This is a genomic window from Opitutaceae bacterium TAV5 (assembly GCA_000242935.3).
In the GTDB taxonomy this organism is placed as follows: domain Bacteria; phylum Verrucomicrobiota; class Verrucomicrobiia; order Opitutales; family Opitutaceae; genus Geminisphaera.
Map to the genome: position 1 here is coordinate 2,738,395 of CP007053.1, position 20,910 is coordinate 2,759,304.

The following is a 20,910-nucleotide window of genomic DNA, read 5'->3' on the forward strand; positions in this document are numbered from 1 at the left end:
CAAAGGAAAAACAGTGAAACTCGGCCTTGGCTTAAAACCTCACCTCTGGACTGCGGAGCGCCTCAAGCTCACCCGGCAACTCGGCTGTGAAAGCGTCGTGGCCTGGGTGCCCCTGCCGGAAGGCGACGGCATCTGGCACCTCGACGACCTCCTCCGTCTCCGGGAGGACGCGGATCGCGCCGGACTGGAATTCTCCACCATCGAGAATTTCCATCCCGGCCACTGGGATCACATCGTTCTGGGCGAGCCCGGCAAGGAACGGCAGATCGACAACCTCTGCCAGACCCTGACAAATGCCGCCCGGGCCGGCATTCGCCACTGGGGCTACAGTTTCAGTGTCTGTGGAGTGCAGGGTTATTATACCGAACACAACAACACGGCCGGTCGCGGACTGTCGAGTATCAAGTGTTTCGACACGGGAAGGCTGCCCCCGGACTGGACTCCGCCGCCAAACCGCGAATTCTGGTTCAACACCACCCTGGAGCGCCGGCCCGCCACCGGCACCATCCCCCCTGTCGGCGAGCAGGAAATGTGGGAACGCTTTCACTGGTTTCTGGAAAAAATCCTGCCCGTTGCCGAGGAGGCAGGCATCAGGCTTTGCGCCCACCCCGACGATCCTCCCGTGCCCGTCCTGCGCGGGATGGCCCGCCCGCTGTGCAATCTGGAGGGGCATCGCAAGCTGCTCTCGCTCGTGGACAGCCCCTGCAACTGTCTTGAGTTTTGCCAGGGCACGGTCTCCACCATGCCCGGCGTGGATATTTACGAGGCGATCCGGGAATTCGCCAGCGGGGGAAAAATCGGCTACGTTCATTTTCGCAACACCAGCGGCACGCTGCCCGCCTACTCGGAAGTCTTCATCGACGACGGCTACGTCGATATGCGCAAGGCGCTCCGTCTCTACCAGGAATGCGGATTCGATGGACTGCTCATTCCCGACCACACCCCGATCGTATCAAGCGACGCCCCTTGGGACACCGGCATGGCCTTCGCTCTCGGATTCATGCGGGGCGCCTGTTCCGGAAAACATCCCGCAAAACCGGATTCCGGCCATTCGACGTGCAGGCAATCACGGCTCCTCACCGAACATGAAATCAGTCAACACCCTTTCCTCTGTGCCCTCGGCGAGTCCTCTTGATGCGATTCCCGCGGTACCGGATTCCGGAAACGCCGTCCCGGACACATCGAAAAAAACTCCAAAAATCTGGACGGTCGGCACGCTGACCTACACATCCGGCGGACTCGTCGTTCTTTTCTGCTGGTTGCTGTTCGGCGACTTTGCCTGGTCGATGCGCGACCGCTCGGTGGGACCGATGGCGTCCTGGTATTTGAAAAACCTGGGCGTCTCAAACCTGGTATTCGGGCTGCTGGTGAGCACATTCCCGGCGGCAGTGACGCTGGTCCTCGGGCCGATCATCAGCGTGAAGTCGGACCGGCATCGGGGAAAGTGGGGGCGCAGGATTCCGTTCCTGCTGGTGACGACGCCGATGGCGGCCTGCGGCATGATCGGGATCGCGTTCACCCCGTATATGGCGCGGTGGGTGCACGGGTTTTTCCCGGAGGCGAGCGAATTGTTGGTGGCGGTGGCCTGCTTCGGGGTGTTCTGGGCGGCATTCGAGCTTGCGACGACGGCGGGGCAGGCGGTGTTCGGCGGTTTGATCAACGATGTGGTGCCGAAGGAAATGCTCGGGCGGTTCTACGGTCTGTTCCGGGCGGTAAGCCTGATCGACGGCATCATTTTCAACTACTGGATTATGGGCAAGGTGCCGGATCATTTCACGCTGATCCTGGCGATCATCGGCGTATTCTACGGGATGGCATTCATGTGGGTTTGCTTCAAGGTGAAGGAGGGGAGGTATCCGCCGCCTGCGGTGGATACGAACGTCCAGCAGCCGGGGAAGGAATGGCCGGGAGCCGGGGATAGACGATCGCGGTCGGCGTGGAAGCCGGCTTTCCACCAAGGCGTGTTTGCGGGTTTTGGGCGGGGTGTGCGTCTTTACTTTCGCGAGTGTTTTACGAATCCATACTATGTATCCGTTTTTGTGATGCTGATGAGCGGAGGACTGGCGTTCATGCCGGTCAACACCTTTGCGATCCCCTACGCGCGGAGCCTGGAGATGAGCATGGATTTTTACGGAAAGTGCACGGCGGCCACGTTCCTCACGTCGCTCTGCCTGGCGTATTTCCTCGGCTGGCTGGCGGATGTGTTTCACCCGATCAGGACATGCATGGTGGCGCTGATCGGGTATTTTTTCGTGACGCTGTTCGGCTGGTTTTTCGCGACGACACCGGAACGGTTTGCGGTGGCGTATGTGCTGCACGGCGTGCTGGCCGGGTGCTACTACACCAGCGCAGCGTCGCTGGGGCAGCGGCTGTATCCACATTCCCGGTTCGCCCAGTTCGCCTCGGCGGCGGGTATCCTGACATCGATCTGCACGATGGGATTAGGACCGCTACTCGGGGTGGTGATCGACTGGACGGGGATGATCTATCGCTACACGTTCCTGGCTGGCGGCACACTCACGTTGGTGGCGCTGGCGGCGGCGCTCTACGTTTATGGCAAGTTCATGAAACTGGGTGGCCCCAAAGGCTACGTTGCGCCCGAGTAAACCTGCCGATTGAAAACAGCAACAAACCCGATCAATCTTCCACTCCCCCTCCAGCCCCATGACATTTCATCCTGTCCTGATTGTAGTATCCATCGCTGTCGTCCTCAAAATGGCGACGGTGGAAGTCCGCAGTAACACCGAGCCGGCCAACGCGGGACTTTTTTCCGGATCGATTGTCGCGCGACCGGAACTACGCGGCAAGCATCCGCGACTATTCGTTTCCGAAAGGGAACTTCAGTCCGCAATCAATCGCTGCCAAACCGACGACACGTGGAGAAAGCATTATTTCCGCCCGCGCGGCGTTGAGCTTGGCACCGTTCCCCGCCCCGTTGATCTGCGCGACAGGTCTCTGCCCTGCACGGTGCTCGGGAAACTCGCAGTCGCCTACGCCCTGTCCGGCGACTCGGTTTATCTGGAGCGACTTCGAGCTTGGCTGACTTTCATGCAGGGCTCCAGTCCCGTCACAATCCGTAGCATTGGCAGCAGGGATAATGCGGATCTTTTTTGCGGGCAGATGCTGACGGGGCTCGCCATCTCTTACGATGTGCTGAAAGGGCGCGTGCCTGCCGAAGTCGAAAACGCCCTCCGCGACCATCTTGTTTCCCAGGCCCGTCAGACCTGGGCCGACCTGATTGCCATCCGCCATTATCCCTACGAACAAAACCACTTTTCCATTCCGGTGGGCGGCCTGCTTGTCGCCTCACTTGCTCTTCTGGACGAGGAGGCCGATGCCTCCGCCTGGGGAATCTGGTCGTCCAATGCGCTCCGCCGCTGCCTGGAGGCGCTTTCTCCCGACGGCTGGTTTTTCGAGGGTATGAATTATTGGGGATATACGATGCAATTCCCCGTTACCGCCGCCTATGCGCTTCAGCACGTGACCGGCGTAAGCCTGTTCGAAATACCCTCGCTAAAAAACAGCCCCTCGTATCTCGCTCACAACTTCCTCCCGAACCCTGACTTCGTTTTTGATTTCGCCGACTGGGGGCCAAGGGTGAACCAGGATGGAACCACTGCCCAACGCGGTTATGATCGGCCTTGGCATACGCACCCGACGACAATCCCGACATTCATTCCTTCTCTCCTGAATCGCGCCCGCTCCCATCCGCTGCTGGATGCCTTTCTGGAAGGACGCCGCACAAGTGATGTCGGCCTGAACGGCATTATCGGTTCCCTGCTGCAACTGCCCGCCGTCCAGAAGGGCAGGACGTCTGCCGACCTGAGTCCATATCCTCCCTGCCACTATTTCGAGGACATGGGAGTAATCCACTGGCGGGAGAACTGGAGTGATTCCGGCGCCACGGCCATCGCGTTCAAGTCCGGTCCTCCCGGCGGCCACGCCATGACCTCGCTCTTGCGCCAGTTTCCCGACTGGAAGCCCTCCCTTGGTCATGCCCATCCGGATGCCGGCTCGTTCATTCTGTTTTCCAAGGGCGTTTTCCTCGCCAACGATACCGGCTATGCAGTCAAGAAGACCGCCTGGCACAACTCGATCCTCGTGAATGGCGCCGGTCAGGTGGAGGAAGGCACGGCTTTCCTTACCTTCAAAAATGTTCCCTACGAGAAACTGAACCGTATCCGCATGGAAAACGTCTGGCTTGGTCGGAGGATAATCGCCGGCACAGCGAATTTCGCCGCCGCCTACGATGATGCACTCGGCCTGACTGAAATGCGCCGGCACCTCGTCATGATCGACGGACGCTACCTGGTGATTCTTGACCGGATGGGTGCGTCGTCTCCCCACGAATACGAATGGCGCCTGCACAGCGATCAGGCTGCCGTCAAAGACGATCAAGGGCGTTTCGTCATGACCAACGGCCCCGGTCGCCTTGTCATCAAAAACCTGCTCCCCGTGGCGTCGGCGGGCGTGTCGCCGACCATCGTGGAAACCGAGCTTTTCGAATTCAAAACACGCTCGCGTCCGCAACAACGCGGCCACCACCTCGCGCTAAAATCCCCGCGAACCGCGCGCGCCCGGTTTCTCGTTGCCATGAACATTCAGTCATCGGATGCGGACTCGCGAAACTTCCATGCGAGGGAAGTCTTCGATGGAAAAACAGAACTGTCCGACGCAGCGGGCTCCTGCACCGTGTGGATCGGAAACAGCGCCGAGCTGCGGGGATCGTTTGCCTATGTTCTCCGTGACCCGCGGGGTGTTGCCATCTCGGCAGGACTCCACGGCGCCGAACTCAAAACCCCCGATGTTTCCATCACGCGAAAAAGCGAAATCGGGGCCGTCACCCTGGACCTCGATCCCGATGTCGGCTCATGGAGTATCGAAGACATGAATACGCACGCAGGTTCAGCGACATTTCCTGCTTCAATTGCTCCCGAGTCGGGAGCAGTTCTTCAAATCAACGGCAGACGCCAGACAATCGTCATGCCCAAACCCTGACACCTCCCCCCAAAAAACACATGAAATCACCATCCCGTCCACGCGCCGCCCGGCGCGCCGCCTTCACGCTGATCGAACTGCTCACCGTCATTGCGATTATCGGCATCCTCGCCGCCATCATGATCCCGACAGTGGGGAAAGTGCGCGGCATGGCCAATGACGCCCAGTGCAAAACCTCCCTGCGCCAGTGGGGCATGGCCATGCAACTTTATATCGACGATAACAAGGGGCGCCTGCCCGGCCCATGTCCTGTTTACATCGAACGGCAACTGGATCCCGTCAACCCGGACGATACCGGCAACCGTCATCTTTTCCGCTATCTCGCCCCCTATGTTTCCCTCAAAAACCACGATTCAGGCATCGTTCCCGATGCTTACATTTGCTCCGCTTGGGTTCGCGCAACACCCAATGCCAAGAGAGGCGAAGTCTACATGCTGCGCAGACCGGAAGACTCGGATTTTTTCCCCTACGGCTGGAACACTTCCAGCCCTTGGCTCTATGCAACCGTGATTGCCGATGAACGTTGGCGCGAAACAGTTGCCATGATCGACATGGACGACGAACTGCCCACCTCTGATCACCTCACAAAAGCCCCGCCCCGTCCCGTTCACGGCGGCCACCGCAACGTCTTGCATTGGGACTGGCACGTAAGCCCCCGCAAAGTCACCGGGAAAAAAGGCGAATCCTGATTCCGCACCGCACCGTCCTCCCCCTTCTTCATTTGTCATTGGTTCATCATGGAAAAAGAAAAACACAAAATCGGCATTCTTGGCTGCGGATGGATCATGCGGGATGTTTACACCCCCATCATCCAAAAACTCTCCGACCGTGTGGAGGTCGCCGCGCTCTGCGACCTGAAGCCGGAAAATCTGCAAACGGCGTCGCGGAATTTCCCGCAAGCCCGCACCTATGCGAACCCGGAAGCGCTCGTCGAATCCGCCGGTCTGGATGCCCTCATGGTTTTGACCTCCGTGCACGCCAACGCCAGAATGGCATCCCTCGCACTGCAGGCCGGTCTGGATGTCTTTTTGGAAAAACCGCCGGCCATATCCCTGGAGGAGCTGGACTGGCTGCTGGAGTGCGAAACGAAAGCGAGTGGCCGACTTTACACAGCGTTCAACCGTCGGCACACCCCCCTCCTTGCCGGTGTCGATTTTTCCACCTCCATGCATTGCGTTCGCGGACGTATGGAACGGCGGCGGCGTGTTGTGGAAATTTTCCCTTACACCGCCATTCACCTGATCGATTCCGTGCAATTCTATACCGGCTCCCGTTTTTCCGAAGCGGAGGTTCTTTTCGGCCATTCGCCGTCTCCGCACTGGAGCGTGCGAGGTGCATGGGCCGGTGGAGCTACCTGTCATCTCGAGCTTTTCCCTGCGAGCGGCGAATATTGCGAATCGCTGGTGATTGAAGGCAGCGCCCATACCTGGGAAATCCAGTTCCCCAATTCCGCCAGCGCATTCCCGCGAGGCCAACTCCTGCGAACAACAAGGGCGGCACCCTCTTCGGCGGCGCGCATTCCCGATGTGCCGGGCGACGACCTTGAGCAGATGGGTTATGCGCCGGCTTTCCGGAAGTTTGTCGATGCCCTCGACGGGGATGACCTGCCAGGGGCCATCTGGCTCCTCTCCGACTGCCGGACAACCATCGCTATCATGGAATCCATGATACAAAAATCGGAAAAACCAATACATCTTTCAATCGAAAGGACGGATGTATCCAGGCTACAACAACATTCCTCGTAGGACATGCCGTCTGACTTTGTTCACAGTTTCCGCAGCGGCGGCTCCATGCCCCGCGTGCTCTTCGCTCTTTCCGGATATGACCGGAACATGTTTTTGCCACACCTTGCCTACGCAATCGAAACGCTCAATGAAGCGGAATGCGTGGTGCCGGATACCCTGCCGGCCAAATCGGAACCCGGTTTATGGCGCGCCTTGCTCGAAGAGACCCGACCGGATGTGATCGTGTCGGCGTGGGCCACGCCCCCCGTTCCCGCTGACTGGATCGCGGCTGACAGCCCGGCCCCGTGTCCACTGCGCTACCTCTGTCACCTTGGCGGCAGTGTGCGTCAAAAAGTGCCGCGCCTGTTTCTCGAACGCGGCGGCCTCGTCACCAACTGGGGTGGGCAAGCTGCCGCGCAGGTGGCCGAACACGCCCTGCTGCTTGCCCTCGCCACCTTGCGTCGCGCCCCCGCGTGGTTGGGTGGCGAAAATGGCCCACCGGTCCGCATGATTCGCATTGGTGATCTGGATACACGCACGCTTTTCGGCCGACGAATCGGCGTGCACGGTTGCGGGAGCGTGGCGCGCAAACTCGCCGCCTTGCTGCGCCCCTTTGAATGCGATGTTGCCTGTTTTTCGGCGGGAGTGCCCGATGACGTTGTCCACGCCTCCGGGATGCGCCCGGCTGGTTCGCTGGCGGAGTTGTTTGGCGGAAAAGAAATCCTCTTCGAATGCGAGGCGCTCACGCCTGCCAGCGAATTGTGTGTTGACGCCGCCATGCTGGCCCGTCTGCCCGATGGGGCGCTTTTTGTGAACGTGGCTCGTGGTCGACTCCTGGACGAGACAGCCTTGTTGCGTGAAGTGCGCTCCGGGCGGCTGCAGGCCGCGCTCGACGTGCTGACTGTCGAACCCGTGCCCGCCGATTCCCCCTGGCGGGTGCAACCCGGAGCGATTTATTCACCACACATCGCCGGCCCCACGGGTGACATGATGCCCCGCATCGGGGCCGCCGCCTTGGAAAATCTCATCAATTACCTTGCTGGCAGGCCGTTAGGAAATCTTGTCTCCCTCGACCTGTACGATCGCGCCACATAGTTCGCGCACGGTCTCTCCAGTCGTGCCAATGAGCGCGGAGCTGGATCCTCCATTGACGACGTTCGACATCCATTTGCCCGACCCGATCAAGCGCGGTTCGTGCGTGTCGTTGCGAGCACCGTTGCAAGCAGGGTCGGGGGGGCGGTCAGTGTACGTGAGTCCACCTTGGGTCATGGAAGCACACACATGAGCGTGCCGTGGTTTTTGTCGCAACATGGAAACCGGTGGGCCGGAAAACCGGAATGACGGAGCGCAAGCGGATATCCGGCAATGTGTTCAGGGAGTAACCAAGCGGCCGGAGAGGAGGAGGTCGGAGAGGGTCAGGACATTGCGCGCGTAGTCGGGATCGGCGGCGAGGAGGGCGGCGATCTTGTCGCCTTTTTTCAGGATACGGGCCTTGTCGGGAGCGGCGGCCAGGAGTTCGATTTTTACGCGATGGCGGCCGGGAGAGAGCGTCTCCGGATAAAACCAGGGGCGCACCCGATAGCGGCGAGGCTGGCAGAACGAGTCAAAAAGCGTGACGTCGCGGGGCGGCCGGTCGTCGACGGTGACGCGAAAGCTGCCCGCGTCCGGGCCCTTGAGCGAGGCAAGGCCGAAGGCGCTTCCCTCAAACTCGAACGAAAGCACGTCGCCGGGCCGGGTGATCTGCCAGGTGGGACGGCGCAGGTTTTCGGGGATCGCGGCGAAGCGATGGTCGGAATCCGGGAGCCGGACTGCAGGGGAGCCGGTAACCATTTTAAGGATACGTTCGGCCGGGACCAGGCGGGCGTCGGCCCAGTTGTCTGGATGAAGCGGAGGGGGAAGGGAGCGGCTTGCAGAAGCGTCCTTGCCGGCGCTGGCGGAGGCGAGGCCGGGCAAGCTGCGGGCGACGGCTTCGGTATAGATCCTGTGACCGGCGGCGGTCGGATGAACGTTGTCGCCGGTGAAGGATTTCGGATCATCGGGTGGTCCGCGGAAAACAAGGCTGCCGTTTTCGAGACGGCGCAGGATTTCGACGCCGAACTGGAGCGAGGGAATACCGTAGTGGCTGGCGACATTTTCCATGGCGCGGGCGGACGACGGGTAGCGTCCTGCCTTCATGTCGGCCAGGCCGGCGGACGACAGGGTGTAGACGAACCAGATGTCGAGATCGGGCAGGGCGAGGCGGGCTTGTTGGACAATGCCTTCCATGGTCCGTTCGATCTGCGAGGCGGGTTTCCCGAGATCGTTGACCGCAAACTCCACGAAGAGAAGGTCGGGTTGGTGAACGAGAACGTTTTCGTGCAGGCGGGCGGCTCCGAAGTCGGAGCCGGTGCCGGGAAGGGCGGCCTGGATTTCGGTGAACCGGGTGTCGGGAAAAGTTTTTCGAAGGACTTCCAGCGTGCCGACGCGCCAGCCATTGGCGGCCGTGATGCTGCCGCCGAGGAAGGCGACGCGGAGTTCCGCCTTGTTGCCGGCGTTGGCCTTGGCAAGGAAAACGGGAAGCCCGTCGCGCGGATTGAGTTCGGTGAGTGTGGCGGGAACGCCGGAGGCAAGGCGTGCGCACAGGACGGGAAGGACAAGCGCGAGGAAAGGGCGGAGTTTCATGATGCGGATCTTCGGGATATGCCACCGCGGCCGGTGAGCGGCACGGAGATGTTTGGTGAATGCGTTCACTGGCGGGAGGACGTTTTACGGGGATTCCCGGCATGTCGCCTCTCCGGAGGGGGGAGCAGGAGTATCCGGAACGATGGCACCGTGGGCGCGGAGGAGCGCGCGGATTTCAGTCAGGGGAATAGCGCGGATGTCACGGTTGCGGGTGGCGGCGAGCGCGGCGGCGGCTCCGGCGACCTGGCCGGTGGCCATGGCCGTGGCCTGCACGCGGAGGGCGGAATTGGCCTCGCGGTCGCTGCCGATGATGCGCCCCGCGACGATCAGGCGGCGGCTGCCGGAGGGAAGCTGGGCGCGCAGCGGAACCGTGGGCACGGCGCCCGCTTCGAGCGGGCGGGTGTGGACTCCGCCGCCGGCGCTGTTGTGCAGGTCGATGGGGAAATAGCTGTGGCAGAGACTGTCCTCCCACGCGCATCCCGATGCGTATTCATGACCGGATACGCGGTGCTCCGCATCGATGGTGACCGTTTCACGAATGCCGCATTCGGAACTCATGTGTTCGACCGTGAAGTTCTCCAGCCCGGGCTGCGCGCGCAGGAAAAGGATGATGCGCAGAAGCGTTTCGCGCGCCGCCAGCTCGGCTCCCGTTTTGCCCTCGCTGGTGGCGGCGTCGATGCCGGTGACGTGCATGGTGTTGGCGCCGCGGTTCCGGAGAAACTGCGTGACGGGAGTTGTCGCCGGGTAAAAATCGGAGCGCAGCAGGGTCCCGGCAGCCACGGCCGAGGCAAAGGCGGCCTCGAGAGCGGGATAGTCGAGGCGGGCGGGATCGTAACCTCCGGCATGGAGGGAGAGCGTTCCCGGCTGGAGTTCCGGGTTGCGACGAAGCCGGTGGCCGGCGAGGGCAACCGCATTGGCGTCCCCGGTGCAGTCAACGAGCACTCCGGCGCGAAGCGTTTTCAGACCGTCTTTCTGGCACAGGCGAATAATCCAGAAGGCGTGACGTTCGTCGTAGTCTGCTGCGGCGAGCATGGTGTGGAGCCGGAGTGCGGCTCCGGACCGGGTGACAAGGCGGTCGGCGAGCGCGGCATAGACGGGGATGTTGACCCGCAGGGCCAGTTCCCAATGCCGGAGGTTTTTCCAGTCGGAGAAATCGGGCAAGGGCTGTCCACACATGCGAAGGGCTTCCGTGGCGAGTTCCCATCCGATGCCGGCGATGATCTGGCGACCGCGGGCGTAAAAGAGACCGGGGCTCGCCACGCCGGCAAGGGTGGTCGCGCCGCCAAGGATGCCCGATTTCTCGACGAGCAGGACGCGGGCTCCGGCCCGCGCGGCCTGGGTGGCCGCGACCAGGCCCGCCGGGCCCCCGCCGATCACCACAACATCCAGGAATGGGAAAGGAGAGGTCTCACAGGCAGATTTCATGGGCGCCGACGGACGAGCAGGGTGACAATGCCGTGTCGGTGGAGTTTTACCGTGTGTCGGGTCTTGATGCGAGGGCGGCGCTGGCGGGCGATTGCGGGTGTGAGGGGTTTTTCGAGAAGGTTGGCCGGTGCGAGCGACACCGGTTCGTCGAAAGCAAGCGTGGCGCGTCCGGCGCGGCCGGCAGTCTCCTGGAGGCGGAGGACCCAGGCATTGGAAAGGTCTTCGGCAAGTTTCCATGCTGTCACGATGGCATTGCCCTCGAGCGTGAGGGGTAGCGTGGCGAGAGGAGGGGCGGCGTTGTTGTAGGCATAGCCTGCGACGGTGAGGTCATGCGGCGTGAGCGGAGAGGATGCGTAGGGAATGAGTGAATACTCGAAATGGTGATGGCCGGTGTCGCGCTGGCCGTCGATGTCCCAGAATTCGTAATTGCCGGCTTCGACGGCGCAGAAGCTCCATTCGGGTGAACGGAGGAGCGAGAGATCGAAGCGACCGGGAAGCCAGCGCCAGCAGGGAAGTCCCTTGTTGAGGAGCGCGACACCGGCGGTGTCCGTAACCGGACGGTGCACCCAGTGGAGAGCGGGATACTCCATGGTGTGGGCGCGCCATTGGCTGTAATCGAGTTTTTGCGGATCGTAGCGGCGTTCGACAAAACCGTAGGGAATTTCGTAATACGCGGTGTCGGAGGGACTGTTGACGGGGAAAATGACGCGGAGACGGCGGCTGGCGGTGTCCCAGTCGACTTCGGTGGCGAAATCGAGACGGCGTCCGTCGGCGGAGGGAGCGACGGTGACCGTCCATGCGAGGGTTTTGACTTTCGGGTCGCCGCCGGTGTAGCGGCCGTGCCAGCGGATGGCGGCGGCTGATTGGGGTTTGGTGTTCAGGGTTCGGGGCTTGGCGTTGAGAGCCGTTGAGAGGACTTCGACCCGGGTATGGAAGCGGCCGAGGGGGACGCGGGAGACGTCGCGTTCGATGCTGGCGAAGGGGGGAATGCGTTGCGACCAGGCGTCGCCGAAATCGGCTTCGAGCAACAGTTCGCCGATGCGAAGGGGACGGTCGGCACGCGTGAAGCCGGGGATTTTTCCGAAGAGATCGGTTTTCGGAGAGGCGGCGTGGCGGATGTCGAGGATGCCGTGAAGGTCGCAGGTGAGGGTGAAATCGCCGAGGCGGTGAGTCGCAGGAAAGGTGATGGGGGGAGGGAGAAATGCGGCGGATTCCCGAAGCGGGCGGGACGCCCGCGCCACGCCGGAATCACGGGCTGGAAGCCCGTGCCACGCCGGAATCCCGGGCAGGATGCCCGTGCCACGGGGAGGCCGCGTCACGTCGAGACTGTCGGCGATCGACTCGGCTTCGTCGAGCATCTGCATGAGTTCGTCGTAGGCGGCGTCGATGTGCGTGCCGGTGATGGCGTCGTGAAACTGGTTAAAACAGACCTTGCGCCATGCGTCTCGCAGGGCGGCGAGTCGAAGCCGGAGATCGGTGGCAGGTACCGGGTCGTTGCGTCGCCACACGTCGGCGGCAAGCGCGGATTCGGCCTGGATGAGTTTATAGGCGACGGCACGGGTGCGCTGCTTGGTGCGGATGCGTGTGACCGCACAACCGGGGGAGGCGGGGGCGAGTTCGATGGTCGGTTTTTTCCAGGAACCGGAGGCGACGGTTTTTTGCAGCTCGGGGAGGTAACGCCGGTAGATGTCGGCAACGTTGGCGATGCGGAGACGGGCGCGGCGGCGTGCGGAGTGTCTGCGGTTCCAGGTGGTGATGAAGGTCTGGAGCGTGGCGTCGGGGAGGTTCTCTTCGGTGAGGATGTAAACGACGGCCCACTCGCCTTTGTGCGCAATGGCTTCGTCGATGAAAGCCTCGATCTGCGCGTGATCGAAGGAGTCGATCAATGTCATTCCCATTCCATTACAGTCGGGGCAGGTTCCGTTTTTTGAGGTTTTTTTCGTGCCGTGGCATGCCGGGCAGGGTCGGTGTTTTTCTACAAAAGCGGGGCGGAATTTGGGATATTGGTCGAGACAGGGGAGTTGCGTGCCGTCGATGCCCGTCCAGACGGGGTCGGGGCATTTGTTGTAGGTCGTGGCGATCGCGACCTCGGCTCCGACACCCTTGAGGATCTGCGGATAGTTGGCGCTGTTGCCGAAGGCATCTTCCATCCAGGCCATTTTGAGCGCGAGGTGACCTTCGTCCGGGTCCGTGTCGTCATCGAGGAGTTCGCGGTAAATGTCCTGCGCGACGAGGAAATTACGGACCAGGCCTTCGGCGGAGGGGAGGTTGGTGTCCTGCACGGTTTCGCCGGCGAGCATGAGGTCGAGGAGGCCACGTCTGGCGTGGGTGCGAAGGCTGTCGAGGCGTTCGGGGTGACGTTCGAGGTATTTGCGCCAGATGGCCGTTTGACCATCGCTGAAGGGGTAACCTTTTTCGGCAAGCGGGAGCCAGCGTTCGATGCAGAGTTCCTCGATTTCGTAGTAGCTACGGATCGTGACACCGTGTTTCGTGGCCGGACGATCAAAGGCGCGGCGCCAGGTCAGGTCGAAGTGGTTGTGAGGGATGACGAGGATGTCTTTCATGGAAACGCTGAAAACTGGAATCCGGACTTCGGCGTGTGTGGATTGTCGAGTGGTTTTGAGATTGTCCGGTTTCAGCTTTCAGCTTTTCCGGTTCCGGTTTTTTCCGGCTCATGGACCTGGCCGTCGTCTGCGATGTCGCGTTGTTTTTCCCGTAGGAGGCGAAGGAGGGCGGCGAGGTCTTTGAAGCCGCCCCAGAGGAACCAGATGATGGTGCCGGTGCCGACGACGGCGCTGAGGAGGATGACGAAAAGCCAGTAGTTGGCCCAGGTGGTTTTGCTGAGTCCAATGGTGAGACCGAGGACCGTGCCGACGATGAAAATGAGGGTCCACATGGCAGTCCAGCCGAGCTTGAAAAAGTAGATGGCTTTGTCGCCGCGGGTGAAGTTGCTGGTGAAGCCGAGCAGACGTTTCCAGGCGGGCAGGTTGTGGAGTTGCGGGGCGGCTTCCTCGCCGGCAAGGGCGTATGGGCCACGATGCAACATGCGTTCGAGGTTGAAGGGTTCCTTGCAGGTCGCGAGCGAGACAACGATGTAGCCGATGATGCTGGTGGTGTAGGCAATCATGGCGAGCCAGGCACCGTTGACGGGGAATTTGGGTGCGAGGGAAACAAGTGTGGGGATGTGCGGCCAGGCGGATTGCAGGGAGATGCCAATGACAGCGACGGCGCAGCCTGCGATCATGGCCGTCCAGGCTCCGGCCGTCGTTCCGCGTTTCCAGTAAAGGCCGCCGACGATGGCCGCTCCGGAACCACCGAGGTAGATGGTGCCGGTGAGCAGGAAATACATGAGGATGTAGTCGCGAAGGGGGAACCAGGAACTCCAGCAAAAGGCAAAGAGGGCGACAAATATGATGGAGCTGCGCAGGAGCCGGATGTGGGCGCGAGGGGAGAGCGGGGGCTTGTTTTTGCGGAAGGGGAGGACGACATCCTGCACGAAGATCGATCCCCAGGAGTGGAGGCAGGAGTCGTCGGTGGAAACGGAGGACATGGCCATGGCGGCGGCAAGGAGGCCGACCACGCCGACCGGGAGGAGAGAGACGAGCGTGATAGGCACGGTCATCTGTTTGGCGATTTGCGGCTCGGAAATGGCGCCGATGGTGGCGGTAGCGGTTTCCTTGATACTGTCGTAGCCGGTGTGGTGCATGACCACATAGGCCCCGATGGGCAGAATCATCAGGAGCAGGTAGGTCACGCCGTTGCGCCACTCGGCGAGGACACGCGCCATCTTGGCCTCGTGAGGAGTGCGGGCGGCGGCGTTGTAGCCCTGCGCGGCCTGCCAGCCGAGGCAGTTGTAAACAGCCTTGAAGATGAAGATGGCAAAAAACCAGAAGTTGAAATCGCTGATTTTTTGCTGGTCGAAGGGATCGAGCAATGACTTGCCGGGCGGTGTGTCGGAGAGGGCTTCGACCGTGTGGCCCCATCCGACTTTCCAGAAAATGGCTACGAGCAGAATGAAGAAGACGATGTTCATGAACTGCGCCTGAAAAAAGTCGGTGACCATGACGGCAACCATCCCGCCAAAAAACACGAGCGCGAGGGCGAGGCTGATGAACACGCTCATGATGAGCATGAGGGTACGGATTTCGAGGCCGGCGATGGCGACGGTTTCGGGGAGCCCGCAGAAGTGGATGAAAAAATTGGCGACGATACCGGGGAAGACGCCGTAGTTTAAAATTCCCGACACCCAGCCCATGATGCCGGCGAGGATACGGAAGTTTTTGGAATACCGGATTTCAAAAAACTGGGCCATGGTGAGGACGCGGGTTTCGCGGTACCGGTAGGCGACCCAGCCGCTCATGGCCACGATCATGGCCACGGGGGCGAGCATCTTGCCCCACCAGAAGGCGGCGAAGCCGGCCTGGTAAAATTTTTCGAAGTTGGCGATGAGGCTGGCGACGCCGAAGGAGGCCATGCCTTCGGAGAGCGTGAGCAGGTAACGTCCGGCGCTACGGTTGGCGGCGAGAAAATCGGAAACACTTTTGGTGTAGCTTCGTATCCAGATGGCAATGGCGGCCAGGGCGATGAGGGAGGCGGCGAGGATGCCCCAGTCGAGGAGGGAAAGATTCATGCGGGGATGGGGGGAGGGCCTACAGCCATGAGCCGCCGATCCAGAACAGTGAGTCGTAAATATTGGCGGGCACCTCTATCTCCTTGTCGTATTTCAGTGTTGCTACGTGGCCATCGAAAAAGAGCGCATTTGTTTTGTTGTTATGGCGCCAGTTGATTTTGTTGGTGTTTGGGCTCAGATCAGAACCGTTGCACACTTCGCCAAACCACATTGTTTTCGAGGGAGCGGTGAGTTTGGAGACCGGTATGCCCGAAGTCGCGTTTTTCCCCGGAGGGAAAGGGCTTCTGAGGCCGTGATAGTTGGGAGCGTAGGAACGCAAATTGGTGAAAGGGTCTTTATAAACCGAGGGACATTCAAAGATGGTGTTCTTGCAGCGTGTCGGCGGATTGCCCCACGGGTTTGGATCGCTGTCCCACTTGATGTTTGAGCCTGAGTAAGGCCAGAGTTGCTTGTAAAATGCGAATCGTTTGTCCGGCGCGTAACCCTTGTTGTCCTCTGTGTATAATTGCGCACAGACGCCGAGCTGGCGGAGGTTGGAAACACATTGAGCGGAGCGGGCGGCGTCCCGGACTTTGCCGACGGTGGGAATAATGATGGCTGCGAGTATGCCAATGATGGCGATGACGGTGAGCAGTTCAACGAGCGTAAACGCGGCGGGGGTGTTGTGTGTGGCGACGGGGCGGGTTTTCATCGAGCGGGGAGTTTGAAGGTTTGGGTGGTATTTTGCCGTCCGTCCGCCGTGGTCAGGCGGATACGGAAGGCGGCTGTTTCATCCTGATCATATGGATACACGCTGAGTTCGTAGGGGGCGCGATCAACGGCGGCTGCGGTGTTTCCTCCCAACAATAGCTCGGCTTTGGAACCGGGTGGAATTTTGCCGGAGAAGGCGAAATAGAGAGCGTCCTTGCCAAACGGGGAACGGATGCGGAAGGCACGAAGTTGTCCCCACGGATCAGGGAGCGGGTGGGTTTGCGGGGCGGCAGAATCGGGAAGCGGACGCGGAGGAGAGGCGAATCGCCCGGTGTCGGGTGCGGCGTCGAAGGTGAGGACTGCCCAACCGTTTTTCGGGAGGCTGATGGTTGCACGCCCGTCAGCATTAAAGGCCTGCTTCATGTCGGTTTCTGCGGTGCGCAGCCGGGCGGACCGGCCAAACTCACCCGCTGCAACAAAGACGGGAGCGCTAACGGCAGACCGGGACTGGTTGAGGAGGACGAGGTGAAATTTGTCCCGGCTGCGAGCACCGATGTAATCGACCATGCGGGTTTCGACGCGGAAACGTTGGCGTGTTTTGTCGAGCCAGGGACGGCAGTTCGTATCGTCAAACACACGGCCTGGTTTTCCGCCATAAATGCGGGCGGAGAACCAGGCGTAACCTTGCTGCTTTGCATAGGGAAAACTGACGGCTCCGCCTGTGCGCATCTCGGCGTCGGTAAAGAGGTAATCGAGGACCATCGCCAGGTGCACAGGGATGTGGTGCCAGTAAAAGGTGTTGATTTCCGGGCCGGTGCGCGGGTAGGCGGGATTCTGGAGCAGGTCGCTGTAATCGGCGATGTAGTAGCCGGGGTAACTGCCACCGCGTCCGATGAGCGTGTTGCGGGCGAAGGCGCGTATGTAGTCATCATTCGAATACGCGGCAACGCGCAGGAGATTCGCGGCCCAGACGGAGAGGAGGATGTTGTGGTAGGAGCCGCTCGCTCCGGCGTTGCGAACGAAGGTGATGGGTTGTTCGAGACCGAGACCGACAGGCGAGACGGTCCAGGCGGGAACGGTTTTTTCGGGAATCGAAAGCACCGCGCTCTGCCAGTCGCCGAGTTTCGCGCCGGGCTTTTTGGGGAAGCCCAGGCGGCCGACTGTGCCGTCTGGCAGAAACCAGACATGGTAGTTGTTGGCGATTTTTCCTCCAGGATGGATGCGAACGAGTTCCGCAGGGGAGGGGGGGGAGGGATGCGTCCACAAGCCGGCGATGGTGAGTTCTGCGCCGCGCATGGCGGCGTCGAGGTAACGCTGGTCGCGGGTGAGTTCGTAAAGGTCGGGCAAGTCCCACCAGGGTGGGTAAAAGTTACCTGCGTTGTAAAACGGACCGGCGCCCACAGGCCGTGTTTCGGCAGCGGCGGAGAAGCGCCGGGCAATCCAGGCGTCCGCATCAGCACGGATTTTTGCGAGCAGTTCCGGCGTGGGAGCGTGCCGGTAGAGCGCGAGCAAATCCGACCACTCGGGGGCGCGACTGGGGGAGCGCGTGACTTTGCGAATGTCGCCTCCGGGAAATGCGTAATCACGCGCCAGCCACGGATTCGCGCCTTCGCCAAGCAATACGTCAACGCCCTGCCAGACGGCGGAGCTGTAGGGGCGTCTTTCAAAGTCAAGCCCGGCCTCGTTTTCCCTGACATAACTGGTGTTTTTCAGCCCGAAATGGGTGGAAGGCCGCGTCAGCAAAAACTCCACGGTTGGCAGGACCCGGCGTGCGTAGAAATCTTCATCGCGCGTCAGGTTTGCCGCGGACAGGTAGGCGAGCGGGGCGGCGTGCGTGGCGGTTTTCACGCTCTCGATGTTGAGCGGCCCCTTGAGGCGGGCGTCCCAGCCTGCCGCCGTTTCATCGCCCAGCAGGTCCATGAGGTTGAACGCCTGCTCGGTGAGGGACACGGATACGGGTTCGCGGTAATCACGATTCGCAAAAATCGAGAGGTCGGCCTCGCGCATCGCGGAGGCCCAGGGGCCGGGCGCGGTTATCACCCACCATGAACGCCGCAGTGAGGCCGACTTCGCGACCTGTGAATCTTCAAAGCCCATGATCGGCGTGAACAATACGGGTTGCGTTCCGCCGTCCGGAGCGGTGAGCGAAAATCCGCAAGCCGAGTTGTCCCGTCCGAACCATTTTGGGGATGGGCCAGGCGAGCCAGCCGAACCGCCGCCAGCCGCGTTGTTTTCGGGAATCAGCGTCGCATCGCGCGCGGCGACAACTCCGTGCGTAACCAAAACAGCCGTCTCGTCCGCTGTTTTTTTCGTCCCGACTCTGCTTTCGACGACCGCGAGCGGATGCGGAGTTTCGACAGACATGAGCATCATGGGAGCTTCCGGCAAACGGTGAAATTGAAACAGAGGGGGCAATTGCACCGCGCTGATTTCAGCGGGGCCCGGCGAGGGTCCAGCCGCGAACGCGAGCGAATACCAGGCCGTTTCCGGCGCGGTGAACACCGCGTCCAACCGGGTCGCATGGCCGTGTTCGGGGAGCGTCCACGTGAGGGTCGCCTCAAGTGGTCGCGCCAGCGTTTTTGAACCGGCGACGGCGGCAGGCACGGGGTTTGTTTCCCGATAGACAAGCGCGACGGCCCGCTCCGATACGCGTCGCACAGAAACAGGAGCCAGACGCCGCAAAACGCCAGCGGTCCACGGGTCTTTGGGGTCGCCCTCCGGTTCAATCACACGCGCGCCAATCCGCCAGCGGGTCGTCACCGCGGGTTTCCACATCGCGAAATAATCATCCGCCAGCAGCGTGCGCCGCGGATTTTTCTCCGAATGCAAAACGAACAGCGGTTCAAGCCCGGCAGTCATTTTCCCGGCGTTCCCCGGCAGGGAGATTTCGCGCCAGATGCGCGGCGAGCCGTCGGCGGCGCGAACCGTGCGAAAGACCAGCGTGATGTCACCGTTTTTCAAATACAGTGGAGCGGCCAGATCGCGTCCGGCGTCAGCGGGGGGAGGAGGGAGGGCTTCGGCGGCATGCGCGCCCTCATAAATACGCTCCGGCTGAACCAGCCTGGCGATGAAGCGCGAACGAAAGGCAGTATTGCCGCCTTTCGCGGCGCGGGAATTCGGGTCGAGCGCGGTGCTCGTCAGGATCACCGCATCGCAACGCGCCCAGTTGAGGCCCGCGTCTTCGATTTCCGCGAGGTGATCGCCCGCTTCAAGCCGCAGCGTGAGCACCTTTTCCCAACGCCAGCCTTCCTGACGGTGCTGGCCGGATTCGCGTCCTCCAACGCCATCAATCTTTAATAGAAAACGCCGTGTCGCCGGTCCGTTTTTCGGGAAATCGGGAGCCAGTGTCCAAACGTGATAGTCACCCGATTCAGGCACGTTGAAGCCGGTAAACGCCACACTGCCTCGCTTGCCTGTCGCACGGATGAACCCGCCCTCTTTCTGCCAGGCGCCAAGGGACACAAATTTCTCCGGTTCCAGAACCAGCGTATTTTGTTTACTCAGTTTTGGCAGCGGCGAATCCGTCTGCGCGGGGGTTTTACCGGCAAACAATGTAAACAAAAGTGTGCAGAGCAGGGTACAAGTGCGCAGGGAGTTTCGGCAGGGCAGTCGTGTCATGACAAGAGAAGGGGAAATGGGCAGCGGGGAAGGGGAGGGGGCTCGCTTGCGCGGCGTGGTTTGGCTTCGCCACGCAAATGCGCACGTTCAACGCTCAACGTCGAACACGCGTGTCTGCGGACGATGTTCATCCAGTCCGGCGACCGCGGTGGCGGCAGAACAGGATGCCCAGAAACGCAAACACGCCGATGAACGCAGTCGTCACGGCAGGCTCGGGAACAGCGGCGTAGGTGACCGTGAGGTTGGAGAAAGTCAGGGAGCTGCCGCCGCTGGTTGTGGCAACGTTGCCCAGGGCGATCGCGTTGAATTGTTTGTACCAGGCGTTTGTTTGCGTTGTCTCAATCCACGCCTCGTTTGAGCCAACGACCGAGGTGATCCGCAACGTGACGCTGGATGCGTCTTCGGAAAGCAGTTCGATGCTCAACGAGCCGGTGATCGTCGCGATACCGCCAGTGGCGATGGCGATCGTGTAGTCCGACTGCGCGGAGTGCTCGCCGTGGTCGAGAGTGGCGTAAGCGGAGGAGTTCCACAGATCCGGATAGGAATTGTGCTGGTTTTTCCTGTAGATGCGGTTGCCCGAGTCGTTTGTGCCGAGGTCAACCCGGAAGCCGGTGGCCTGCTTGAAATAATTTTGGCCATTAAGGTTCGCGGTGCTGTTGCCCGAGGTTTGCGGGCCGATCCAGTAAAGCCCGGCGCGGAACGCGCGACCCGCCTGGTTGAGACCGGTTCCGGTGAGGGAATAAGAGAGCGTGAGCTTCTTGCCGACCTCAAGGATCGTCTCGTCAAACTTGGCGATGAAAAAGTCGTAGGTGGCCGAAGAGGCGCCATTGTCGAAGACGAGGTCTTTGCTCGCGGGGTTAATCGTCACCGTTCCGCCTTTTCCGCCGCCCGTGGGGGAGGTAGGCAGGAAAACGTTCTGGCCGTTTTCGACGCCACCGGTGAGAACGGCGTCGGGAAGGGAGAAGAGGGTTTCGACAGCCTGGAGCGAGGGAGCGAGCAGGGAGGACAGGGCTGCGGTGGCGAGGAAGATACGGGGCAACCGGCAGGGTGTAGGTGGAGGCAACGGGTTCATGTGTCGAAAATTTCGTAAAGGTTTACGATATTGCAAGCAAAAATTTTATCCGGAGGGAGCTTTCCCTGTTTTCCGGATCGGGTGTGCGGGGA

13 protein-coding genes are annotated in these 20,910 nt (G+C 61.2%); 6 read left to right on the top strand and 7 right to left on the bottom strand.

Going from position 1 to position 20,910, the window contains the following annotated elements; all coding sequences use genetic code 11:
- Positions 1-13: 13 nt before the first annotated feature.
- Genes OPIT5_12015 through OPIT5_12040 form a run of 6 tightly spaced genes read left to right on the top strand, consistent with a single transcriptional unit; the run spans position 14 to position 7,817 of the window.
- Positions 14-1,135 (top strand): D-mannonate dehydratase, encoded by a 1,122-nt coding sequence (locus OPIT5_12015; GenBank protein ID AHF90823.1) that lies wholly within the window; start codon positions 14-16, stop codon positions 1,133-1,135.
- A complete protein-coding gene (locus OPIT5_12020; protein AHF90824.1) occupies positions 1,086-2,606 on the top strand; it encodes an MFS transporter in 1,521 nt (506 codons plus the stop codon). Before OPIT5_12015 ends, OPIT5_12020 begins: the two co-directional genes overlap by 50 nt.
- 58 nt (positions 2,607-2,664) lie before the next feature.
- Positions 2,665-4,998 (top strand): heparinase, encoded by a 2,334-nt coding sequence (locus tag OPIT5_12025; GenBank protein AHF90825.1) that lies wholly within the window; start codon positions 2,665-2,667, stop codon positions 4,996-4,998.
- A 20-nt stretch (positions 4,999-5,018) separates the two neighbouring features.
- Entirely contained in the window at positions 5,019-5,687 is a 669-nt protein-coding gene (locus tag OPIT5_12030; GenBank protein AHF90826.1) for a hypothetical protein, read from the top strand.
- A gap of 48 nt (positions 5,688-5,735) precedes the next feature.
- Complete coding sequence (locus OPIT5_12035; protein ID AHF90827.1) at positions 5,736-6,743, top strand: dehydrogenase; 1,008 nt, start codon at positions 5,736-5,738, stop codon at positions 6,741-6,743.
- A gap of 45 nt (positions 6,744-6,788) precedes the next feature.
- On the top strand, positions 6,789-7,817 hold the full coding sequence (locus OPIT5_12040; protein ID AHF90828.1) for a 2-hydroxyacid dehydrogenase: 1,029 nt from the start codon (positions 6,789-6,791) through the stop codon (positions 7,815-7,817).
- A gap of 276 nt (positions 7,818-8,093) precedes the next feature.
- On the opposite strand, the gene OPIT5_12045 is transcribed toward OPIT5_12040, so the two are convergent.
- The 7 genes from OPIT5_12045 to OPIT5_12075 form a co-directional block, all read right to left on the bottom strand.
- On the bottom strand, positions 8,094-9,452 hold the full coding sequence (locus OPIT5_12045) for an acyl-CoA thioesterase (GenBank protein ID AHF90829.1): 1,359 nt from the start codon (positions 9,450-9,452) through the stop codon (positions 8,094-8,096).
- Positions 9,453-9,467: 15 nt separating this feature from the next.
- Positions 9,468-10,808, bottom strand: coding sequence for a membrane protein (locus OPIT5_12050; protein ID AHF90830.1), 1,341 nt, complete (start codon positions 10,806-10,808; stop codon positions 9,468-9,470).
- Positions 10,805-13,372: a glycosyl hydrolase gene (locus tag OPIT5_12055; protein AHF90831.1), complete on the bottom strand. Its 2,568-nt coding sequence runs from the start codon at positions 13,370-13,372 to the stop codon at positions 10,805-10,807. Before OPIT5_12055 ends, OPIT5_12050 begins: the two co-directional genes overlap by 4 nt.
- 71 nt (positions 13,373-13,443) lie before the next feature.
- The gene (locus OPIT5_12060) at positions 13,444-15,438 is read right to left on the bottom strand and encodes a sodium:solute symporter (protein ID AHF90832.1); all 1,995 of its coding nucleotides are present in this window, start codon (positions 15,436-15,438) and stop codon (positions 13,444-13,446) included.
- A 19-nt stretch (positions 15,439-15,457) separates the two neighbouring features.
- A complete protein-coding gene (locus tag OPIT5_12065; GenBank protein AHF90833.1) occupies positions 15,458-16,129 on the bottom strand; it encodes an N-terminal cleavage protein in 672 nt (223 codons plus the stop codon).
- On the bottom strand, positions 16,126-19,746 hold the full coding sequence (locus OPIT5_12070; protein AHF90834.1) for a hypothetical protein: 3,621 nt from the start codon (positions 19,744-19,746) through the stop codon (positions 16,126-16,128). The genes OPIT5_12065 and OPIT5_12070 overlap by 4 nt, the downstream gene beginning before the upstream one ends.
- A 127-nt stretch (positions 19,747-19,873) precedes the next feature.
- On the bottom strand, positions 19,874-20,785 hold the full coding sequence (locus OPIT5_12075; protein AHF94324.1) for a hypothetical protein: 912 nt from the start codon (positions 20,783-20,785) through the stop codon (positions 19,874-19,876).
- Positions 20,786-20,910 lie beyond the last annotated feature (125 nt).